The sequence below is a fragment of the Herpetosiphon giganteus genome (genome assembly GCF_016907925.1).
GTDB classification, from domain to species: Bacteria; Chloroflexota; Chloroflexia; order Chloroflexales; family Herpetosiphonaceae; genus Herpetosiphon; species Herpetosiphon giganteus.
This window is the reverse complement of sequence record NZ_JAFBCZ010000025.1, coordinates 38,355-59,410: the sequence shown is the minus strand read 5'-3', so window position 1 is coordinate 59,410 and position 21,056 is coordinate 38,355. Positions and strand designations below refer to the sequence as shown.

General features: G+C 51.8%; 14 protein-coding genes. 9 read left to right on the top strand and 5 right to left on the bottom strand.

Annotated elements, in window-relative coordinates; genetic code table 11:
- Nucleotides 1-73: 73 nt before the first annotated feature.
- The gene (locus JOD20_RS19680; protein ID WP_204756909.1) at nucleotides 74-3,484 is read right to left on the bottom strand and encodes a glycosyl hydrolase; all 3,411 of its coding nucleotides are present in this window, start codon (nucleotides 3,482-3,484) and stop codon (nucleotides 74-76) included.
- 385 nt (nucleotides 3,485-3,869) lie between these two features.
- Here JOD20_RS19680 and JOD20_RS19675 point away from each other — a divergent pair, with 385 nt between their 5' ends.
- Nucleotides 3,870-5,918, top strand: coding sequence for a S9 family peptidase (locus JOD20_RS19675; RefSeq protein WP_204756908.1), 2,049 nt, complete (start codon nucleotides 3,870-3,872; stop codon nucleotides 5,916-5,918).
- Between the two features lie 68 nt (nucleotides 5,919-5,986).
- Here JOD20_RS19675 and JOD20_RS19670 read toward each other — a convergent pair whose 3' ends face one another.
- The 3 genes from JOD20_RS19670 to JOD20_RS19660 all read right to left on the bottom strand — a co-directional run bounded on the left by JOD20_RS19670 (nucleotide 5,987) and on the right by JOD20_RS19660 (nucleotide 8,564).
- Nucleotides 5,987-6,940 carry an NAD-dependent epimerase/dehydratase family protein gene (locus JOD20_RS19670; RefSeq protein ID WP_204756907.1) on the bottom strand — a complete coding sequence of 318 codons (954 nt, stop codon included), beginning with the start codon at nucleotides 6,938-6,940 and terminating at the stop codon, nucleotides 5,987-5,989.
- 60 nt (nucleotides 6,941-7,000) lie between these two features.
- Nucleotides 7,001-7,609, bottom strand: coding sequence for a TetR/AcrR family transcriptional regulator (locus JOD20_RS19665; protein WP_204756906.1), 609 nt, complete (start codon nucleotides 7,607-7,609; stop codon nucleotides 7,001-7,003).
- A 499-nt stretch (nucleotides 7,610-8,108) separates the two neighbouring features.
- Nucleotides 8,109-8,564: an META domain-containing protein gene (locus JOD20_RS19660; RefSeq protein ID WP_204756905.1), complete on the bottom strand. Its 456-nt coding sequence runs from the start codon at nucleotides 8,562-8,564 to the stop codon at nucleotides 8,109-8,111.
- A gap of 145 nt (nucleotides 8,565-8,709) precedes the next feature.
- On the opposite strand from JOD20_RS19660, the gene JOD20_RS19655 reads away from it, so the two are divergent.
- Genes JOD20_RS19655 through JOD20_RS19635 form a run of 5 tightly spaced genes read left to right on the top strand, consistent with a single transcriptional unit; the run spans nucleotide 8,710 to nucleotide 14,323 of the window.
- A complete protein-coding gene (locus JOD20_RS19655) occupies nucleotides 8,710-9,060 on the top strand; it encodes an STAS domain-containing protein (RefSeq protein WP_054534399.1) in 351 nt (116 codons plus the stop codon).
- 20 nt (nucleotides 9,061-9,080) lie between these two features.
- Nucleotides 9,081-9,833 carry an anti-sigma factor antagonist gene (locus JOD20_RS19650; protein WP_054534400.1) on the top strand — a complete coding sequence of 251 codons (753 nt, stop codon included), beginning with the start codon at nucleotides 9,081-9,083 and terminating at the stop codon, nucleotides 9,831-9,833.
- Between the two features lie 5 nt (nucleotides 9,834-9,838).
- The gene (locus JOD20_RS19645; protein WP_204756904.1) at nucleotides 9,839-12,826 is read left to right on the top strand and encodes a GAF domain-containing SpoIIE family protein phosphatase; all 2,988 of its coding nucleotides are present in this window, start codon (nucleotides 9,839-9,841) and stop codon (nucleotides 12,824-12,826) included.
- Between the two features lie 11 nt (nucleotides 12,827-12,837).
- A complete protein-coding gene (locus tag JOD20_RS19640) occupies nucleotides 12,838-13,677 on the top strand; it encodes an SDR family NAD(P)-dependent oxidoreductase (RefSeq protein ID WP_204756903.1) in 840 nt (279 codons plus the stop codon).
- Between the two features lie 10 nt (nucleotides 13,678-13,687).
- Entirely contained in the window at nucleotides 13,688-14,323 is a 636-nt protein-coding gene (locus tag JOD20_RS19635) for a class I SAM-dependent methyltransferase (protein ID WP_204756902.1), read from the top strand.
- A gap of 89 nt (nucleotides 14,324-14,412) precedes the next feature.
- Here the strand turns inward: JOD20_RS19635 and JOD20_RS19630 are convergent, their stop codons facing one another.
- Complete coding sequence (locus JOD20_RS19630; RefSeq protein WP_204756901.1) at nucleotides 14,413-17,196, bottom strand: glycoside hydrolase family 9 protein; 2,784 nt, start codon at nucleotides 17,194-17,196, stop codon at nucleotides 14,413-14,415.
- A gap of 227 nt (nucleotides 17,197-17,423) precedes the next feature.
- Here JOD20_RS19630 and JOD20_RS19625 point away from each other — a divergent pair, with 227 nt between their 5' ends.
- The 3 genes from JOD20_RS19625 to JOD20_RS19615 all read left to right on the top strand — a co-directional run bounded on the left by JOD20_RS19625 (nucleotide 17,424) and on the right by JOD20_RS19615 (nucleotide 21,022).
- Nucleotides 17,424-18,626, top strand: a complete 1,203-nt coding sequence (locus tag JOD20_RS19625; protein WP_204756900.1) for a PP2C family protein-serine/threonine phosphatase — start codon at nucleotides 17,424-17,426, stop codon at nucleotides 18,624-18,626.
- A 3-nt stretch (nucleotides 18,627-18,629) separates the two neighbouring features.
- Complete coding sequence (locus JOD20_RS19620) at nucleotides 18,630-19,475, top strand: AraC family transcriptional regulator (RefSeq protein WP_204756899.1); 846 nt, start codon at nucleotides 18,630-18,632, stop codon at nucleotides 19,473-19,475.
- Nucleotides 19,476-19,594: 119 nt separating this feature from the next.
- A complete protein-coding gene (locus JOD20_RS19615; protein ID WP_204756898.1) occupies nucleotides 19,595-21,022 on the top strand; it encodes an MDR family MFS transporter in 1,428 nt (475 codons plus the stop codon).
- Nucleotides 21,023-21,056 lie beyond the last annotated feature (34 nt).

The window sequence follows — 21,056 nt, the reverse complement described above, 5'->3', positions numbered from 1 at the left end:
TTATCTGAATAGTGACGAAAACCCGCCACTCGTATCCACGAGTGACGGGTTTGTAACCAAAAACTATTGAATTCTAGTTGAATGGCAACGTAATCGTCGATTGTTGGCCTTGGGCGCTGGTGGCGCTGGTGCGAACGCTCGCCGAACCATTGCCAATCGCGTTCCAAATTTCAATCCGTACCCGACCATTGCTCAAGTTGGCCCAAGCTCCGCTGCTGCTCTTGAGGCCAGAACTTTGGCTGTATTGCTCGAAACCTGCCACCGGATCGGTTGGGAAGTAGTTGTAGGTTTCGGTACGATCATAGCTGCCGTCGCCAGTCCAATCGTAGGAGATGCGGGCTTGCACCCCATTGCCCACGGCGGTGTTGGAATCGACGAACAACTTGAATTGGGTGGCTTGGCTGTTGTAGCTGCGGGTCAAGCCTGAGATGGTGTAGACCAGCGCGTTGGTTGGTATGCCATCGTAGTTGGCTCCGCCAGCTGATGGAATGCTGTCGCTGTTGGCTCCAGCGCCTGCGCTCAAGCTCAAGGTACCAGCCACATTTTGGGCAGCGCCATCGATCACGTGCAGAGTGTTACCACTGCCACCAGCATCGATCTTGGTCAGTTGCCATTGTTGGTTGGTCGCGCCGACATATTCCCATTGGTGGACGTTGCCACCATCGGCGGTTGAAGCATCAGCAACATCAAGCGCCTTGCCACTGTGGCGGGCAATAATCGCATAGTAGCCACTGCCAACATCGCGCAAACACCATTGTTGGTTGGTGGTGTTGCCATATGGCCATTGATGGATGTTGACTCCGTTGCCAGTTGCGGTTGTGCCGCCTGCCACATCAAGCGCCTTGCCACTGTGGCGAGCGGTTACTTTGAAGTAGTTGCTGCCAATGGCTTCGAAGCGCCATTGTTGGTTGGCTCCGCCAACATAGCCCCATTGATGCACGTTCGCACCATCAGCGGTCGAAACTGCATCGACATCCAAGGCTTTGCCACTGTGGCGAGCAGTTACGCGATAGTAGGCATTGGCATCCAAGCTGACTGCTGAACAGCCTGCAACTGGCGTGGCCGTTGGTTGAACAGGAGTCGCGGTTGGGTTGACCGGCGTTGCCGTTGGGTTGACTGGCGTGGCGGTCGGATTCGGGTTGACCGGAGTTGCCGTTGGTGGTGGAGTTGTGCCAGTGCTGCGAGCCATGCTGCGCGCTGGAATGCTATTCAAGACCACACCATTCGAGAAGGTAACGCTCAATGGGCTACCAGTTGGATTCCAGGCAACATAGGTGCGGACACCATTTTTGTTGAACACCGCATAGGTTGGCGTGTTGGCGGTGATCGAGGTATCGATCGAACCCAACTGCTTCAAGTTGCGAATCCAGTGGTAGGTGTGGGCTTTGGTTTCGCCTTCTTCTGGCGTGAAGGGAACGGTATCGAACTTGGTTGCAGCAGTTGCAGCATCACCAAAAGCTTGGAATTGCCAAATAATATCGAGCCAATAGCGTTCTGCGCCACCAATGTTGTTGCGCATTTGGCTGTAGTTTTTGTTGACGTAGGCTGGATTGCGGCCTAAGTACAACGAACCACCGTGGAATGGCAAGAAGTTGATGCCGTGGATCATTTCTGGGTTGGCGCTGAACCAGGTTGCATAGCTGCCACCATCGCCCCAAACCATACCGACGGCTGGGTGATTGTTGTTGGCGGTGAAGCCAGCAGGGAAGACAGCGTTATCAACATTGAACCAATATTGCTCGATGGCGTGGGTTTCATGGGTATACATGAAGATCCCAAGGTCGCGCAATTGGGTGTTGCCAGTGTTTGCGCCCCACAACAGCACGGCGCTGTTGAACATCATCGCTTCTGATGATGATTCGTGGTTGTTGCCTGCACCAAAACCAGCGTGACCCGAAGCCCATGAGTGGCCTTCGTAGATGTCGAAGGTGCGCAAGCGGGGGAAGCGTGGATCGTTGGCGGTGCTGATGTTGGCAGCATCATTGATCAACAGCTTGACCATCGAACCCCAGTTGCTATCGAGTGCCCAGTTTGGATCGTATTGGGCCAAGATTGCCGCAGCGTAGATGTAGTAGCCGTAGTGGAAGTGGTGGTCGTTCAATTCGGTATCCGAGCCGAATGAAGCTGGATAGCCGATGACCGTGCCCCAGTTGCTGTTGTAGTAGAACTGGCCGTTGGTGTCGTTGGCGCTGGCGGTGAACCATTCTTGCAAACGGTTGCGCACGGCGGTAATCAACGAATTGCGAGCATTGGTATTGCCCAATTGTTCAGCAATTGGAATCAAATTTGCCAAACGCAGCAACGCCTTACCAGTGTAATAGGTATCAGCACCGCCAAAGTGGCTAGCTTCGTTAGCAACATCATTCAAGTGATTGTTGAGCGTGGTGCGGTTGTAATCGCCTGCATCTGGCAAAGCTGGCAGCACGCCATTGAAGCGCATCGAGGTGGTAAACGAGTTACCATCGCGCAAGCGGATTTGGCCGCGGGCCGTGGCGTAGCTGTAGTTGGTCAACGCCGTCGATGAGTTGATCGCGTGGTGGCGATACAAGCCCAACACGGTGTTGGTATTCGAGCCTTCTTTGGCAACCGTAGTTGCAGCAAAAGTTGTGTTCAAGCTAGCCGTCGCTTGGTCGTAGCTCCAGCTGGCAGTAGTATTGGTTACAAACGCATAGGCGCGTGACTTGAAGAAATTAAAGGTTGCCACGCTATTATCAGGCAGCACCGCCACCGAATAATAATCTTTGCCTGCCAAATTGGATTGGAAATTATTCCCCGATTGGCTCCAGGTAGCGCCAGTTGGGGCAAAAATACCATAGTGATGGCCATTAACCGTGATGCCAAGCGCATTCGTGCCAGCGCCAGTCCAGACGCTTGGCGGAGCAGCCGCGCCAATCAAGGCATCGCCACCGCTCTTGGTCAGGTAAACAAAGGGCATGCCATGGCCGAAGGTTGCGCGCAGCGTGCCGCCACCATTCCAATAGGCCGTGACCGTCCAATCCGAGTAGCCGTCAACTTTGGCATCAGGCGAGTTCAAGCCCACCAAACCAAGGTTCAGGTCTTCGGAAGCGTTATAGTGAAATTCGCCAATGTAGTTGGGCGAGCCGGTTGAAATTGCGGGAATCGTGGGGAACGTTACGCCCAAGCCAGCAGATTTGGCTTTGACAATCAATGGCAAGGCCGTCATATTTTCCGAATAGGGATTGCCAGGGAAGCGCTGCCAGGCGAGCGAACTCCACCAGTCGTTGGTGGGCATTGCGCCAGTGACGTTGGCAGTGCGCTTGGGCGAAACCGGATTGCCATTAAAATCATCGGGAACTTTCGCGCCTGCTGGCAAGTTGGTGGTGTAGCTGCCAAGCCCAGCTTGATCAGCGTTGGCAACAGGTTGCGTGGGAGAAAAGAACAAACTCGTGGTTAGAAAGGTAAGCAGGGTTCCTGCGAGCCATGGTAATCGTCTTGAGCGATTAGGCAAATGTTGTGTATTCATGCACATCCTCGTGTACTAATCAACGTCGATAGCCGAAATGTTATGAACTCCTCGTCGCATGAATCAAGCAACCTCCTTCGATCAAAGAATCCATATACTGCCATTTTAATTTTTTCCTAACTATTATTCAATGACTAAAATAAGTCATTTCGCATGCTGAATGCTTCCAAAGGCTGGTTAAAGAGTTAATCGTTCTATGCTACTATGCGCAGAATTGCATATAACTGTAATTTGTCCCCTCACCCCCAGCCCCTCTCCCACTGAACGCGGGCGAGGGGAGTTCCAATATTCATGCTGAAATGGTTCCTCCTTGCTCGCTGGGCGGGTTAGGAGGTGAGGGATTGCAGATTAACGAATCATTGCATATAGAGAATAGGAACCACCCATGGCAGAGTTGCAAACCTGGCAGGCCACCAGTCTGTTGGAGCTACGTTTTATCTCCGATGCCCAAATTGCGCCCAATGGCGAGCAGATTGCGTTTGTTGAAACTTGGATCGAAGAAACAGCAGGCAAAATTGGCCCGCGCAAGCCCGATTATCGCTCGGCAATTATGCTAATTCAGGCCGATGGCGGCACGCCGCAACGCATGACCTTCAGCGTTTCAGGCCGCGATAGCTCGCCGCGCTGGTCGCCTGATGGCAGCAAATTGGCCTTTATTTCAACCCGCGATGCAGGCGTGGCCCAATTATTTGTGCTTGATTTGGCTCGTGGTGGCGAGGCCCAGCAACTTACCAGCCTTGGCTATGGCGTAGCCGAAATCAACTGGCGGCCCGATAGCCAAGCCTTAACCTTCATCTCTCGCGGAGCTAAAGCCAAAGATCAAGCCCATGTCGAGAGCTTGCGCGACGAAAAAATTATCGAGCGCTTGCCATTTAAATTTGATGGCGTGGGCTATTTGCAGCCAGAATATGCCCAAATTTGGCTGGTGGAGCTTGACCAAGCGCCGCACCAAATTACCGACCAAGCCTTTGATCACGCCGATCCGGCTTGGTCGCCCGATGGCAGCGAGTTGGCTTTTATCACGGTTTCGCGGGCAGAATTAGAGCACACCCGCCAAGCTGATATGTATCTTTTAAATGTTGATACTGGCACATCGCGCTGCTTGACCAACGCACTTGGGCCGGTTTATCACCCAACGTGGTCGCCTGATGGCAGCCAAATCGCCTACATCGGCCACGATCAACAGCTTGGCAATGCTTCAAACGAGGCCTTGTGGTGTGTTAGTCGATCTGGCGGCGATGCCCGTTTGCTCAGCGTTGGCTTTGAGCATGGGCTAGAAAATAGCATTATCAGCGATTCACGGATTGGGCGTTTTCCCTATCGGCCTTATTGGCGCGATAATGGCATTTATTGTTTGGCAACCCGCGCAGCCCGCACCCGCGCCTATCGCTACAGCGACGGCACAATGCACGAACTCACGCCAGAGGATAATCCCAGCATTTCAGGCTACAGCCAATCGCTCAACAAGCGCACCGCCTTTACCGCAGGCACCGCAACCCAACTCGAATGCTTGTATATGGGCGATGCAGATGGCAGCATTAATGTGCTCTACGACCCAAATGCCAGCTTGCTGGCCAGCATGCAAACGATCGAGCCAGAACGTTTTACCTACAACAGTTTTGATGGTTTGGAGATCGAAGGTTGGGCAATGAAGCCGGTTGGCTTCACTGAAGGCCAGCAATATCCATCATTGCTCTACATTCATGGTGGGCCGCACAGCGCCTACGGCCACAATTTTATGCACGAATTTCAAGTGCTGGCGGCGGCTGGTTATGGCGTGATTTACACCAACCCGCGCGGTGGCACGGGCTATGGTCAACGCTTCCGCGCCTTGGTACGCCAAGATTTTGGCGGCGATGATTATCGCGATCTCATGGCTGCCGCCGATTTGGCTGAAACGTGGGATTGGATCGACAGCAAACGCATGGGTGTGCTCGGTGGCTCGTATGGCGGCTACATGACCAACTGGATCATCAGCCATAGCGACCGTTTTGCCGCCGCCAATACCCAGCGCTGTATCTCCAATTTGATGAGTTTCTTCGGCACATCGGATATTGGGCCATATTTCGGCGAAGATGAATTTGGCGGCCAGCCATGGGCCAATATCGACAAATTTATGGAACGCTCACCAATTCGTTATGTCAATTCAATTAACACCCCATTGTTAATTTTGCATTCCGATGAAGATCATCGTTGCCCAGTTGAGCAAGCAGAGCAACTGTATACCGCGCTCAAGGTGCTCGACAAGCCTGTGCGCTTTGTGCGCTTTCCCCGCGAAGGCCACGAACTTTCGCGCAGCGGCGAGCCATTGCATCGCATCGCGCGGATCGAATATATTCTCGATTGGTTCGGCCACTATTTGCAAGGCCACGACCTCACGCCCGCCGATCAATTTCGGCGCAACGTGGCTGGCGAATGGAAAAGCAACCAATAGATCAAAGCTACGCTAATCTGAATCGATCAGCGCAGCCCAAATAATTGAATCCTCAGCCGTTGCCAGCTTTAGGCAGCGGCTTTTTGCGTAGTTTGGTGGCCGCGATACCAAGCGATAGTTGCTTGCAACGCTTGCTCCAACGGCGTAGCCGCCAAGCCAAGCTCACGCTCAATCGCTTGAGCATCGACAATTTGTGGCTCGGTATATTGATAAAACATCTCAACAAACTCGCGCATAAACGAATCCATCAGGCCAAAGGCCCGAATCGCCATTTTGGGGAGCGCAATGCTGCGCACGGGGTAGCCCAGCAATTCGCCAATGGTTTGCAACATCGCCCGTTGAGTTAATGGCGGAGCAACTGGCAAATGCCATGCTTGGCCCACAGCAGCTGGATGCTGGCCCAACAACGCCAAGCCGCGCGCCACATCGCCAATATAGCTAAAACTATGTGGCAAATCGATGTTGCCCAACAATTGGGCTGGCTTATGTTGCAACAACATTGGAAAAACCCGATCGCCCAAGGTCGAATTTAAAACCCGTGGGCCAAAGAAATCGGCAGCGCGGCCAATCGCTACCTCCAGCGTGCCAGCCCGATGCGCCGCTAAATAAGTTTCGACCAATGCAGCGCGCATGCGGCCTTTGCGAGTATGCGGCGCAAACGGTGTGACTTCAGTCAATGGGCGGCCTTGGCTCGAACCATAGACATAGAGCGTGTCGAGCACGACCAAGCGTGCACCCACCGCCGCAGTTGCCTGCATAATTGTTTGCTGAAACTGAGGCATAATTTTGGTCTGTTCAGCATAATGAACGTTAGCGCAGTGATAAACAACATTCGCGCCTTGGCACAATTCATTGATTTGGGATTGATTCAACAAATCGCCAGCCACAACCTCAACTGCTGCTGGCAGATTGGCCTTGCCACTGCGATTCACACAGCGTACCTGCTTGCCTTGGCCTAAAAGTTCTTCGGCGAGGCTACTCCCAGCTGGGCCAGTGCCAAAAACAACATGCAATGAACTCATTTCAATACTCCTTGTACAAGATTCAATAATCGAACAACGTTCTATATGGAATAAAAAAATTTATGTGGTGGTCATTAATAAGCCCTGTAACAAGGCTTGGGTTGTGCGTTGGATGCGGGCTTCGATCTGTGCTGCTTGGCTGAGGCGTTGGCTTAGTGCTAAGCTGACGATGCCATGCAAGGTTGCCCAGAGAATTTCGCTATCTTCACGTAAATTGGGGCTTGTAACCTGCTCGTCAATCAATAAAGCTTGTAAATCTTGCTCAACCAGCAAACAGGTTGGCCATGCTGCTTGGTTGCGCAAATCAGGGTTGACCGTCACGCCATCCATGCCATGCATCACTTGATACAAGTCGGGATTGGCTTGGGCAAAGTGCCAATAGGCCAAGGCCAAGGCCTGCAAGCGCTGATAGGGATCGACATAGGCGGCGCTAGCTTGTTGCATGGCACTGGTTAATTGTTGAAAGCCAATTTCCAACAAGGCTTCCAAAATAGCTTCTTTGCTGGCGAAATATTCGTAGACCATTGATGGGCTATATTCGATCAACTCAGCAACTTTGCGGATGGTCAAGCCCGACCAACCATCTGCTTGGGCAATTTGGCGCGCACCACTCAAAATCCCCTCGCGGGTCGCTTGTTTGATCCGTTCGCGCCGTTCTTTACTGCCCATCGTTGCTTCCATTTCAGCTACAAGCATTTCATCGAACAATGTTCGATAACAATATATGTGTTCAGCATTGAATTGTCAAGGGGCTAAAACCGCGAAGATCGCAAAGGTTACGTTTTTGATCCACGAAGGACACGAAGCGCACGAAGGGCTGAAACCCCGAAGGACGCGAAGGCTGTTTTTTTAGCCACAAATTCCACGAATTGCACAAATAACTATTTTTTGCCACAGATGACACAGATTAGCTTGATTAGTGTTCCCATAGCCTGATCCCTTATCCCCGATCCTCAACGCCATATGTTCTATGTTCTCTGTTCTCTGTGTACTGGTACATTGGCTTGGCAACCGTGTCCCCTCTCCCACTGAACGCGGGCGAGGGGAGCACTGGAATTGTGGTTCCCCCTCGCCTCGCGGGCGGGAGAGGGGGTCAGGGGGTGAGGGGATCAGATCGTGGTTAACCTAACAATTCAATAGCCTATAGCCTATAGCCTCAATGCCTAGTTTAGGCTTGCTTCACCAATTCGACCACAACCGTGCCACTATCATCGAGCAAACTCAATTTATCGCCAGCCATCGTATAGCTGGTTACTTTTTCGAGGGCTTCGAAGAGCGTGGTTTCTTGTTGTTGCAACTCAGGGTCGGCACAAGCCATCTTGGTCGACATCAATGGGCCAAGCGTCAATCGATCGCCATTGATTCTGGCATCGCCACCGTAGCCGTTACAGCCGCTATGGCCGGAAGCGCGGCCATCCATTTCAAAGCTTAATGGCAATGCTTGCTGACCTTTCAGCGCTTGACCATTGATCTGCAAGACATTCCATTTTGAGCCAGCCAAGCCAGCACCTGGTTGCGAAACATCAACTGTAGGCACGTTGGTTGGCATTGCGGTTGGCGTGGACGCACTCCCACAGCCAGCCAAAGCAGCAAAGAGAGCAAATATCGTTAATGTGCGGCGCATAGAATCCTCCAAAAAGTTATTCGTTACCTAGCCAAAACGTTAAAACTCGGCCAAAAGTTCCCTGAGAAAATTAATATCGCTGTGCTATAATATGCCGCAGATTCGCCAAAATGTAACCCGCTTACAATGGTGGCAGGAGGAATGCATGGATATTAGCCATAAAACCTATAACCGTGTTGATGTTATCACCGTTTCTGGACGGTTGGCCGCAGAAACCAAAGATGCGCTGAACGATAAGATTAACCAAATTTATGAGGAAAACCGCCATCGGATTGTCCTCGACCTCGAAAATTTAGAGTATATCAGCAGCCCAGGCTTACGGGTCTTGATTGAAGCACGTAAAAAAGCCCGCGAATGGAAATTTAGCGAGCTTGAACGGGGTGATGTGCGGATCGCCAATCTGCCCCAACGGATTCGCGAAGTATTCGACTTGACTGGCTTCACGCCACTGTTCCAAATTTACGACGACTTGGTGGAAGCTGTTGGCAGCTTCTAGACGAATTTCGGTGAGACGATATGGCGCAAACCGCTGAACTTAAACTGCCAGGGGTACTCGATTCGCTCAGTGCCCTGTGTAAGTTTGCCTATCAGGCAGCACTCGAAGCTGGGCTTAACGAACATACGGCGTGGGAAATTGAATTGGCCGTTGATGAAGCAGCCACCAATATTATCCAACACGCCTACACTGCCGAACATCCTGGTGATGTTCGCTTGGTCTGCGGACGCGATGGTAGCCGTTTTGTGGTACGGCTGTTCGATCGCGGGGTTCCTTTTGATCCTGAAACTGTTCCTCCTCCCGATCTGACCTCATCAATCGACACCCGCGAGGCTGGTGGCCTTGGTATGTATTTGATGGGCAGAATGATGGATGATGTGCAATTCAACTACAATCCTGAAACTGGTGAAAACGAGTTACACATGAGTAAAATCGTTGGAACACGCCTACCCGACGATGTACGGGTTGTGCCAGTTCAAGGCCGGATTGATGCCACGGCAGCACCAGCCTTAGCCACGATTGTCCATGAAGCCGCCGAAACTGGCGGACGACGCATCTTACTTGATCTGACGGGCGTAACCTTTTTGAGCAGCAGCGGCCTGCGCATTTTGCTGTTGTTGGCCCGCGAGCTGAAAGGCTCCAACGGCGAACTGCGCTTATGCTCATTGCAACCAGCCGTCGCCGAAGTCTTTGCACTGACAGGCTTCACCCAAATTTTTACCATTCACCGCACGCGTGATGAAGCACTTGCAGCGTTAGCCCAGGTTGAGTAAGGTGCATGTTACCCAGTTTTGATCGTGGAATCCGGCTTTCGAAACCACGCATGGTGGCCCTTGGTTGGGCTGCCATGCTCTTTTTGTTGGGCTGCGCCAATATTGTTTGGTATGGGCTGCCCACCTTCAACTCGGCGACCTTGCCAGTTGCAGGCGCACTCTTGCTCTTGCTCGATGGCTTAGCCGTCCGCGATCGCTCCAACCAGCCGCTTAGCCTCTCAGGCGTTGTGTTGTTGGCGGTTGCGTTAATTAGCACCCCCAGCACAACCTTGGTTTTAGCCGCCGCCTCTGGCTTATGTATTCGGCTTGGGCGTTTGGCCCGCTCGCGCTATGAGGATTTGGCCCGCCGCACACTCGAAAGTGGCGCACGGAGTTTAGGTCTTGCCCTCGCGCTCCCGTTTATTGACGATTTAGGTTTGTGGTCAAAACTCTGCCTGCTCATCTTGAGCTATATTGTGGTGGTTCAAGGCGCTCGCTTGATCTTCGCTTTGCTCTGGGATGGCAAGCAAATCACGCTTGGCACTTGGCAAGTGAGCGCGCCCAATATTTTTTCAATTGAAATGTTGCCCTTGCCGTTGGCTGCCATCGGTTCCCAAATGGCGCAATCATTCCCCTTTAATTTGGTGGCGATCTCAGCAGCAGGCTTGATTGGCAGCGCTTGGATGGTACAACGCGCCAGCCGATCATTGGGCTTGCAACGCCGCACGGTCGCTGAGCTTGGCCAAATTAATGCAATCAGCCGCGCAATTATTCGCGCCGAACTCGATGTTGATTCACTGTGTCAACTGGTGTTTGGTGAGGCCAGCAAGGTTGTCGATACCAGCAATTTTCGCTTGGGCTTGTTTGAAGGGCGCTTCTTTGAGCTTAAAGTGCGGGTGCAAGATGGCCATCACGAGCCACCGCTGCGGGTCGAAATTCCCAACGATCGCGGGATCGTCAGTTGGATTCGACGCACAGGTCGTTCGTTGTTGGTCGAAGATTTTGAGACCGAAATGGATCGCCTGCCTGCTCAGCCAACCTATCAAGCAGAATTTCCGCCGCGCTCAGGGATTTATATTCCGTTGATGACTGGCGATGAGGTTTTAGGCACGATCTCGATTCAAAGCAGCGAGCCACGCGCTTTTGATACCGACGATTTGCGCTTGCTCTCACTGATTGCCGACCAAGCAGCAGTGGCGATTGATAAAGCCCGCGCCTATTCGGCAGCGCGCCGTCGCGCCGCCCAACTGGCCACAATTGGCGAGGTAAGCCGTCAAGTAACCGCGATTCTCGATTTGGATCGTTTGTTGCCCTCGGTTGTGCATCGGATTCGCGTAAGCTTCGGCTATTCACAAGTGCATTTATTTACCTTCGATCAATTGCATCAACAGCTTTTTTTCCGTGCTAGCACTGCCAGCGATAGCCCATTTTGGCAACGCCAAGGCAAACGCTTGCCGCTTGGACTGGGAATTGTCGGCCATGTTGCGGTCAGTGGCGAGCCAATGTTGGTTAATGATGTGCGCGAAGAACCACGCTTTTTGCCCGACCAACCAGGCATTGCCTCGGAATTGGCAGTGCCGATGCGGGTTGGCCAGCAATTGCTTGGCGTTTTGGATGTGCAAAGCGAACGCTACGGGGCTTTCGATGAAAATGATTTCTTCGTTGTGCAAACCCTCGCCGATCAAATTGCCATCGCAATCGATAGCGCCTCGGTCTTTCAATCGCAACAAGAAGAAGCATGGGTGCTGAATGCGCTATTGCAATCGGCAGAAAATTTTGCTTGGGTCAGCGAGATTAGCGAAATGCTCTATCTCAGCGTGCGCCTGCCAGCCTTATTGGTTGGCTGCGAACGTGCGTTATGTCTGCTTTGGCAACGTGAAAGCAACCGCTGGATTTTGGCCGAAGGCTGGGGCTTGACCAACGAACAACGCCAATCGATTGGTGCCAGCGCGACCGATGAACAAGTGCCATGGCTCGTACGGATGCGCTCCGAAGGCGAATCATTTGCAGCCGAGTTGGTTGATCTTGAACAACTTTCGAGCGCAGGCTTAGTTCCCTATACCAGTTATGGCGCAGTGTTGGCCCAACCGCTCAACTCGCGCGGCGCAACCCTTGGCGTGCTGCTGCTTGAGCAATGTGGCACCGATGAAACCTGGTTACCGCGCCAAGTAACGATTGCCGCAGGGATTGCTGGCCAAGCTGCTGCGGCGATCGAAAGCGCCTTATTTGCCCAAATCGAAGCCGCCCGCCAACATATCGAACAAGAAATTAGCGTCGCTCGCGAAATTCAAATGAGTTTGTTGCCAGCCCGCCTACCCCAACTTGAGGGCTGGGATAGCGGCGCACATTGGAATTTGGCGCGCCAAGTTGGCGGCGATTTCTACGATTTCTGGCAGTTTCGCAGTGGGCCATCGGCAGGTGAAATGGGCTTTGTGATTGCTGATGTCTCGGATAAAGGCGTACCTGCTGCCTTATTTATGGCACTTTCGCGCTCGCTGGTGCGCGGTGCGGCGCTTGATGGATCGCCGCCATCGCAAGCAATTGAGCGCGCCAACCGCTGGATTATGCGTGATAGCCAGTCGTATATGTTTGTGACCCTGTTTTATGGCATTATCAATCCAGTAACTGGGCGCTTGCGCTATACCTGCGCTGGCCACAATCCACCCTTGCTCTATCGGGCGGCAACTGGTCAGATTGAACAATTACGCACGCCAGGCATTGCTTTAGGCGTAATTGACGATGCAGTCTTGGGCGAAGCTGAAACAACGATTGAATTAGGCGATGTTTTAGTCTGTTATACCGATGGCGTAACCGAGGCAGTTGATAGTACAATGGATGAGTGGGGCGTGCCACGGCTGATGGAGACGATTCATCAGACCGCCCATGCTGATGCAGCAACCATGCTACACGCTATCAGTAGCCGCCTTGCGGCTCATACTGGCGATTTACCAGCCTTCGATGACCTCACCTTAGTGGTGATCAAACGGCTTGCAAGCGCCAATCAACCTGTTTGAGGAATTTGATCGTGCGTCTCCTAAATAAACATGTGATCATCACTGGTGGCTCCAGCGGCCTTGGCTTTGCCACCGCCCAACGAATGTTGGCGCGCGGAGCGTCGGTTTCGTTGATCGCGCGCAATCGCATTCGCTTGGTCGAGGCCGCCGAACGCCTTCAGCCTTTAGTCAATCGGGCTGGACAGCGCATCGAAATCGCCACCGCCGATGTGCGAGTGCGCAACGATGTCAGTCAAGCCATCGCCGATCTGATTCAACGCGCTGGGCCATGCGATGTGCTGATCGCCGCCGCTGGCAGTATCCAAGCGGGAGCTTTTCAGCATCTTGATGAGCAGATTTTTCACGATTTAATGGAGCTGAATTATTTTGGCACCTTGCATGCAATTCGCGCCGTCGTGCCGCATATGCAAAGCCGTCGCGTTGGAACGCTCGTCGCCGTCTCATCGGTCGCGGGTTTTGTTGGCTCGCTTGGGTATAGCGCCTACACACCAACTAAATTTGCCATCCGTGGGCTAATGGAAGTGCTGCGCCAAGAACTTAAAGCCTACAACATCACCAGCAGCGTGGTCTATCCTAGTGATGTACCAATGCCAGTTACACAAAGCAACAATGGCGATGGAAATGGCAACAATCAGCCGCAACCCAATCCTGATCGCCTTGCGCAAGCGATTGTCCGTGGGATTCTCAAACGCCGTTTTATCATCACAGCCGATGCTCAAAGCTCATGGGTGGTGCGAGTTGGCAATTTTGGCTCGCCGCTCTTAAATCGCTTTTTTGCCCGGCCTCTGAAGCGTTCACAACCGCAACCAAAGCCTCACGAAGATAACACGCCGCCAACCGGCTTGGTTTAAGGAGAGAATTATGCAACCGTGGTCTGATGATATTCAACAACAAGCTGCCGTGTTTAACGCCATTGGGGCCGATTATGAGCTGATGTTTGGCAATAACCAAGATCAACAAGATCTCAGCCAATGGCTGGCCGATTTATTGGAGCCAAACTCAAAGGTGCTTGATTCTGGCTGCGGCACGGGCATTCCAACAGCCCAAACCTTGGCCAAAGCAGGCCATGAAGTGACCTGCCTCGAAATTTCCGCCGCCATGCTCAATTTGGCGCGCCAAAATGTACCCAACGGCCAATATGTGCTCGATAGCGTGAATCAGGTTAATTTCGATCCCAACTCATTTGATGCGGTGGTCTCGTTTTTTGCCCTGCTGATGCTGCGTCGCCACGATATTGAGCATGCCTTGCAGCAATTTCACCATTGGTTGAAGCCCGCTGGTTTGCTTGTGCTCTCAATGGTCGAAGGCGATTTCGATTATATTCAAATCGTCATCGGCGATCAGCCAGTCTTTGTTACGGCCTATCCCCAAGCCCAACTCGAAGCAGTTATCACCAAAGCTGGCTTTCAAATTTTAGAAACCCGCCTGCAACACTATGTGCCACATCACGGCGCGACCCCTGAAACCCAAATCTTCATCGTCGCCCAGCGCGATTAACTGTTCCTCACCCATAACTAATGCCGCAATATCCAAATAAAAAGCCCCTCTCCCGCGTGCGGGAGAGGGGCTGGGGCGAGGGGATACCCTTATTTCGTAATCAAGGGCAAATATTGCACCGAGCCAGTTGCATAATCATCAAGATAGGCTGCAACCCACGCCAGCGGCGAGTTCCAGTTAATCGTCACTTCATTGGTAGACCACGAATCAATATGGTCAACATAGCATTTCAAGGCCGCACAACCAGTTAATTCTGCTTGGGCATACGGGTCTTCAATGCCTGAATTTGGGCCACCAGCTACCACACCAGGCGGCGTACCAGGATACTCTGGATTGATTTGCTTAGCCCAAAAACGATGGTGCGGGTTGGTCAAGGAAACCGAGCCATAGCCCGAAATATACGAGCGGTTGAGCGGGTTGCGGCCCAGCAAATAATCCATGCCTTGGCTAATTGCATCGGCATAGCTGGTTTCGCCAGTAAAATCACCAGCCAAACCAATCACAATCATATTGTTCAAAATCGATGAGTTAGAACCCCATGGATATTGGCTGCCCGGATTGTAGGGAATGCCATAACCACTTGCTTGTTGCGCTGCCACAAATTGATCAGCTGCCGCAATCACTGCCGCGCGAGCAGTTTGGCGATCAGCACTACTCAAATGATTTGGAACCAAGGCCAACGACAAGGTGCCAAGGCTGGCGACGCTGCCCCAGTTCATAGCGCTACCGCCACCAATATCGAGCTTCAAATAATATGGCGATTCTTCAATCGCTTCGCGATAGGTTGCCGAACCAGTTGTTACATACAATTCGGCGGCGGCCCAATACCATTCATCGTTCAACGTTCGATCGCCATAGCCACCACCACCAGCGAAGTGATCGCTGGCAAATTCGTTGGGATAGGCTACTGCTGCTTGCCAAGCGCGTTCGGCAGCAACCAAACAACGGTCAGCAAACGCCTCATCAATCCCACGCCAAATGCGTGAACATTGAGCCGCCGTCGCTGCCAAATTTAAGGTTGCAGCGGTACTTGGTGGATACAAATAGCGCATTTGTGGATCGTCATGGGGAGCCATTGGCAAGCCCGTCCATTGGGCATCATGGACTTTATGATGCACCATCCCAGTTTTGGAAACTGGCGCAGTCGTAGGAATTTGCATTCCCAGCATAAATTCCATATTCCAGCGCACTTCATCCAATAAATCGGGCACACCATTGTTATTTTCGGGAATATTCATGCTGCCATCGGCAAATTGGGCAAGGCTTTCAGCACCGCGTTGTTGCGCCCGTTCATATTGATTCAGCAACGTCCACACCGAAATGCCACTGTTAACCACATATTTGCCATGGTCGCCAGCATCGTACCAACCTTTGGAAACATCAAGTTCATAATCACAGCCGGGCCATGTCTGGCCTTGGTTGTCAGTGCCAGCAAAACATGTCACCGCAAGATCGCCTTGATTTGGCGCAACGCCAATGTGGCCAGCAGGCCGCGTCCATTGTTCATCACCAGCATAGGGCATGGTAATCGCAATCCCGCTGCGGTTATGGTAGAAATAGGCCAAGGCATCGTATTTCAGCCGCAAGTATAAGCCATCCTCAATTGCAAAAGGATAGCTCTGTTCGCTGCCAACCTGCAAATAATAGCCTTCGCCAACAATTTGAAAACTTGAAAAATCGATCAAGTGTACATGTTCAGCAGAAGCTGCTTCTTCGCCATAAACCGTAGTTTGACCGCTCAACACCACTGTATCAGCAGCATTATGCAATTCCCAGCTCAATGGCTCGGTTGCAGGGTGCGCCAAGCTGGCAACTTTGCTCATTGTGGGCAAATAGCTGGCTTGATTAACCCGAATTCCAGTTTCTAACATTTCTAAACTCACATGATTGAAGCAGATCGTCGGCGTGCCTAAGCCACCAATTTGGAACAACAACGAAGCTGCATCGCTATAGGCCGACGTAAAGGTGAATACAAATTCAGTCCAAGCTGCATTCAGCCCGGGATCAGCCGCAAAATAGCCAGTATATGGCTCGCCATTTTGTTGCAAACGCACTGGCAAGGTTACGGGCGTTGTCGATTTAGCGGCGAATTTTAGTTGATAGCTCGCGCCAGCTTGTAACGCAATAGTATGTTGACCAAGCTGCACATCCCAAGGATTGCTACCAGCAGTATTAATCGTCAAACACGCACCATCAGCGGTATCAATGCTGAGATCGCCGCTTGTCCACCATGGCTCAATCCCACCAACAAAATTGCCATTTTGCACCAAATTGCTCGATGGCTCGGCAGGCCCAGTTTCGCCAAGTACCTGCACATCGTCAATCGTCAGCACATTATTGCCTTGGCCGCCCATCTGAAATTGAAAAGCAGCCCCAGCATCATCAAAACCCGATGTAAACACAAATTGATGGGTTTGATCGCTGGTGGTTAGGGCAACATCTTGGCTAAAATAATTGGTGTAGGGGGAAGCTTCTTTTTGCAGTTTGAGCACCGCCGTGCCAGTGCTTGCGGCCCGAATGCGAAAGGTGACGGTGTAGGTTTGGCCAGCTTGCAAATTAAGCCCATTTTGGCCAACAATTGCATCCCATGGGTTACTGCCAGCGTTGGTGATCGTCGCAACTAATGCGCCACTCGCAGCATCAGCAGTAACGGTATTCGTGGCCCACCATGGGGCAAGCCCAGCACTAAAATCACCATTTTGGAGTAAATTTCCAACAGTTTGCGGGGGTTGGGCATGGATTTGTGAGGTTGCAGGCACGATTGCTTGTTGACATCCTAAAGCAATAATCAGCCAAAGCACGAACAATCCTCGCGCCCAAAAGCTCCTCGTCGAACGAATACCAATCACGGTACGGCTGTGGTCAGCGCTCATTGCTGCCTCCATGATTCACTTCATTGGAATCGGTCTCAATACACAGGCGTAAATGCAAGAAGGGTATCCAGACTAAAGCTGCTGCTACAGTGCTATATAATTTTTGCTGCTCTAGTCGGTACTTGAGAACGATCTCATAGCTAGATAGCCTATAATAGCATAGGATTGTGCCGTATAATGCAACCAACAATTTTGCTCCATTGAAGCTTCATTGGCCCGAGGAACTCATGCAAGCCGCCAGAACCAGCTATACCTACACACCAATGCCCTTTCGCCGCCTGCTGCGCTGGTCGATGCTGCTCTCAACCATTTTGGGCTTTATTATTCTGATTCCAGTTGCTACCTCTGGCGTAAAGCTCGAAAATGTGCTAATAACTTTTGGCTCAAGCTATTCGATTAGCATTGCCGCGCCGTCGCTGGTCTTTTTCCTCTTGCGCTGGACTATACCAATTGCTCAACGTCGCAGCTGGTCGCCAATTCGGGCTTGGTCACTGGCCGTTTTTATTGGCGGACTGATTGCAAGCATCATCTATGCAGTGATTTTTGGCCTGTTTTTCATTCCAGCACCCGAGCGGCTCAACTTCATTATTTTTTGGATTATTTTGGGTTCGTTGCTCTCTGCCAGCACCACCGCCATATTTTATACCGCCGAACGGATCTTGAACGATTTAGAAAAAGGTCGCCAAGCGCTACGCAAAAATGCCGCCCTCTCGGAAGAATTACGCCTCGCACGGATGATTCAAGAAGGCTTATTGCCCGATCAAGCGCCCGAAATCAATGGTTTAGCAATTGCTGGCGGTTGTTTTCCCGCGCACGAAGTTGGCGGCGATTTGCTGAGCTACGATTTAACCGCCGACGGGCGTTTGTGCATCAGCGTTGGCGATGTGACGGGCAAGAGCGTCAGTGCTGCAATGTTGATGGGGATTACGCTGGGCGTGTTGCAATCGGAGATTTATGATCACGCTGAGCCAGCCGCCGTGCTCAGCGAGCTTGATCGTTGGCTGCGTACCAAGCGCCAAACTAACAACTTTGTGGCCCTGCAAGTAGCCTTGTTCAACCCGCAAACCAGCAGCATGCTTTTAGCCAATGCAGGCCAATTAGCTCCCTTGCGTCGTCGCCAGCAAACGGTCGAGTTTTTGGAAATTCAGGGTAGTTTGCCGCTTGGCATGGGGCCGCAAATGCCGCATGTTCAAGAAACGATTAGTCTGCAAACTGGCGATCTGTTGGTGTTCTACACCGACGGCGTGGTCGAGGCCCAAAATGCCAAAGGCGAAATGTGGGGCTTTGAAAATCTGCTCAATTTGGTCAAAACCCTGCCCAGTAACCACCCGCAGGAGTTTGTGCAAGCAATTCTGGCGGCAATTCGCAGCTACAGCCACAACATTCAGCCTCACGACGACATCACTTTAGTCGTGGTAGCCATTCAATAAATTATGTCAAATAAATATCAGATTGAGCAGATTCCACTTGAACATAGTGCTTGGGCACCGATTTTCATCGCCAAACTTGAGCCACAGCAACTGCCAAATGTGGTTAATTTGCCCCATCGACATAGCTTTCACGAGCTGCTTTGGATCAAGGCTGGCGCTGGTCGCCATCAAGTTGATCAACAATCGTATCGCTTGCAAGCCCACACTTTAGCCTTGGTTGCCCAAGGCCAGGTGCATGTGTTCGAGCAAGCTGATCAGCTGAATGGCTATTATCTGCGTTATGATCAAGCATTTTTGCAACCCCAAGCCCATGAGCAGCAACCGCTGTTTCAGGCCAATGGTGGGCTGCAACTGAGCGCTCCCGATAGCCACATAATCGATAGTTTATTTGATTTATTGGCCCAAGAATATCAACGCGAAGATTGTGCAGCCAAATATCACAGCCTGCGCCATTTATTATTAACCTTGCTTTGGCAAAGCCAGCGCCTCAATCAAGCAGCCCACGACCAGCCACAGCAGCCAAATTATGCTATCTATCGCCAATTTTTGGGCTTGCTTGAGCAGGCATTTCAGCAACACCACGACATTCACTATTATGCAACCCAGCTTAATCTGAGCAAAACGCAATTGGCCCAAATTAGTAGCCAATATAGTGGCCAACCACCCAAACGCCTCATTCTCAAACGGGTTTTGCTCGAAGCCCAGCGCTATCTGCAATTCACCAGCCTGCCAATTCAACAGCTTGCCCACAACCTCGGCTTTCACGATCCCTTCCATTTCAGCAAGTTTTTCAAGCAAGAGCTTGGCATTTCGCCGCGTCGCTATCGCGAACAAAGCACAAAAAAATGATATGTTAGGACCAAAATTTTTCCATTTTTTCAAGCTCCATCAATGAGTACAATAGAGCGATGGCTAGGTTTCAGCAGCTACTAGCCAGCAATCTGTTAGCATGCAAGCACGAGGTTTTCATGAAGCGGATCGTGATCGATCAAAAAATTGCAGTTTGTGTCGTCTTCGTGGCGGCATTGTTTATGAGCATTATGGATGGCACGATTATCAACGTAGCCCTCGCGACCATCCAACAAGATTTTGGGGCTAGTAGCAGCGCAATCAATGCAATCGTTGTGATCTACTTAATTTGTCTTGCGGTTGTGATACCTGCTTCAGGCTGGCTAAGCGACCGCTGGGACACAAAATGGGTCTTTTTGACCTCGCTTGGCCTATTTACCTTGGCTTCGATGGCATGTGGTTTGGCTCAAAATATTGAGCAATTGATGCTGACCCGTGCCGCCCAAGGCATCGCTGCTGGGGCACTCATGCCGGTTGGCACGACGATGCTTTTTCGTACCTTTCCACCACACCAACGGATTCAAGTTTCGCGGATTTTGATTATTCCAACCGTGATTGCACCAGCGGTTGGGCCTGTATTGGGTGGCTATTTAGTCGATCGCTTGTCGTGGCATTGGGTGTTTTTCGTCAATGGCCCAATTGGCTTGGCAGCGTTGATCTTTGGCGCACTTTGGCTGCAAACGCCAGAGCGCGAACAAGTTGGGGCCTTCGATTGGCTTGGTTTCATTTTGGCAGGCGCTGGCTTTGCAGCCTTGCTCTACACCTTGACCGAAGGCGCAAGCAAAGGTTGGGGTTCGGTTCTTATTCTGAGCAGCGCAGCGATTGGCATTGTAAGCCTTGCAGCCTTGGTATTTGTCGAATTAGCCAAAGCCAAGCCAATGCTTGATCTGCGGCTGTTTTCGATTCCGCTGTTTCGAGTGAGCAATTTGGTCGCAATTTTCGGCTCGGCGGCCTTCACCGGGATTCTCTTTTTGATGCCGCAATTTTTGCAAAATGTCGCTGGCGCAAGCGCGTTCGAATCGGGCTTGACGACCTCGCCCGAAGCGATTGGCGTAGTATTATCGAGCCAACTTGTGGCGCGGCTCTACCCCAAAGTTGGCCCACGGCGCTTGACCTTTGGCGGCGTGCTCGGAGTTGCCGTCATGATCGGACTGATGAGCACGATTGATGCAGAAACCAATTTATGGTTGGTGCGGGCCTTGATGTTTGGCACTGGCGTGGGCATGGCCTATCTGTTTTTGCCAATTGAAGCAGCAGTATTTGCCCAAATTCCGCATGCTTCGACTAGTCAGGCTTCAGCCATTTTCAACATGCAACAACAACTTGGCTCAGCCTTGGGCGTGGCAATTTTGGGCAGCGTTTTGGCGCTCAATCATAGTGGCACGGGCATCAATCAAAATGCCCAAAGCTACCAATATGCCTTCATGGCAGCGGCAGTTTTAGCATTAATTTCGGCCTGTGTGGCGCTCTTCATCCGCGACCGCGATGCAGCAGCAACCATGGCCGAACATGGTGAGCACAGCGAATTAGGCCATTCGGCGGCCTAAAAAAGCTGCGGCGCATGAACCAAATTCATGCGCC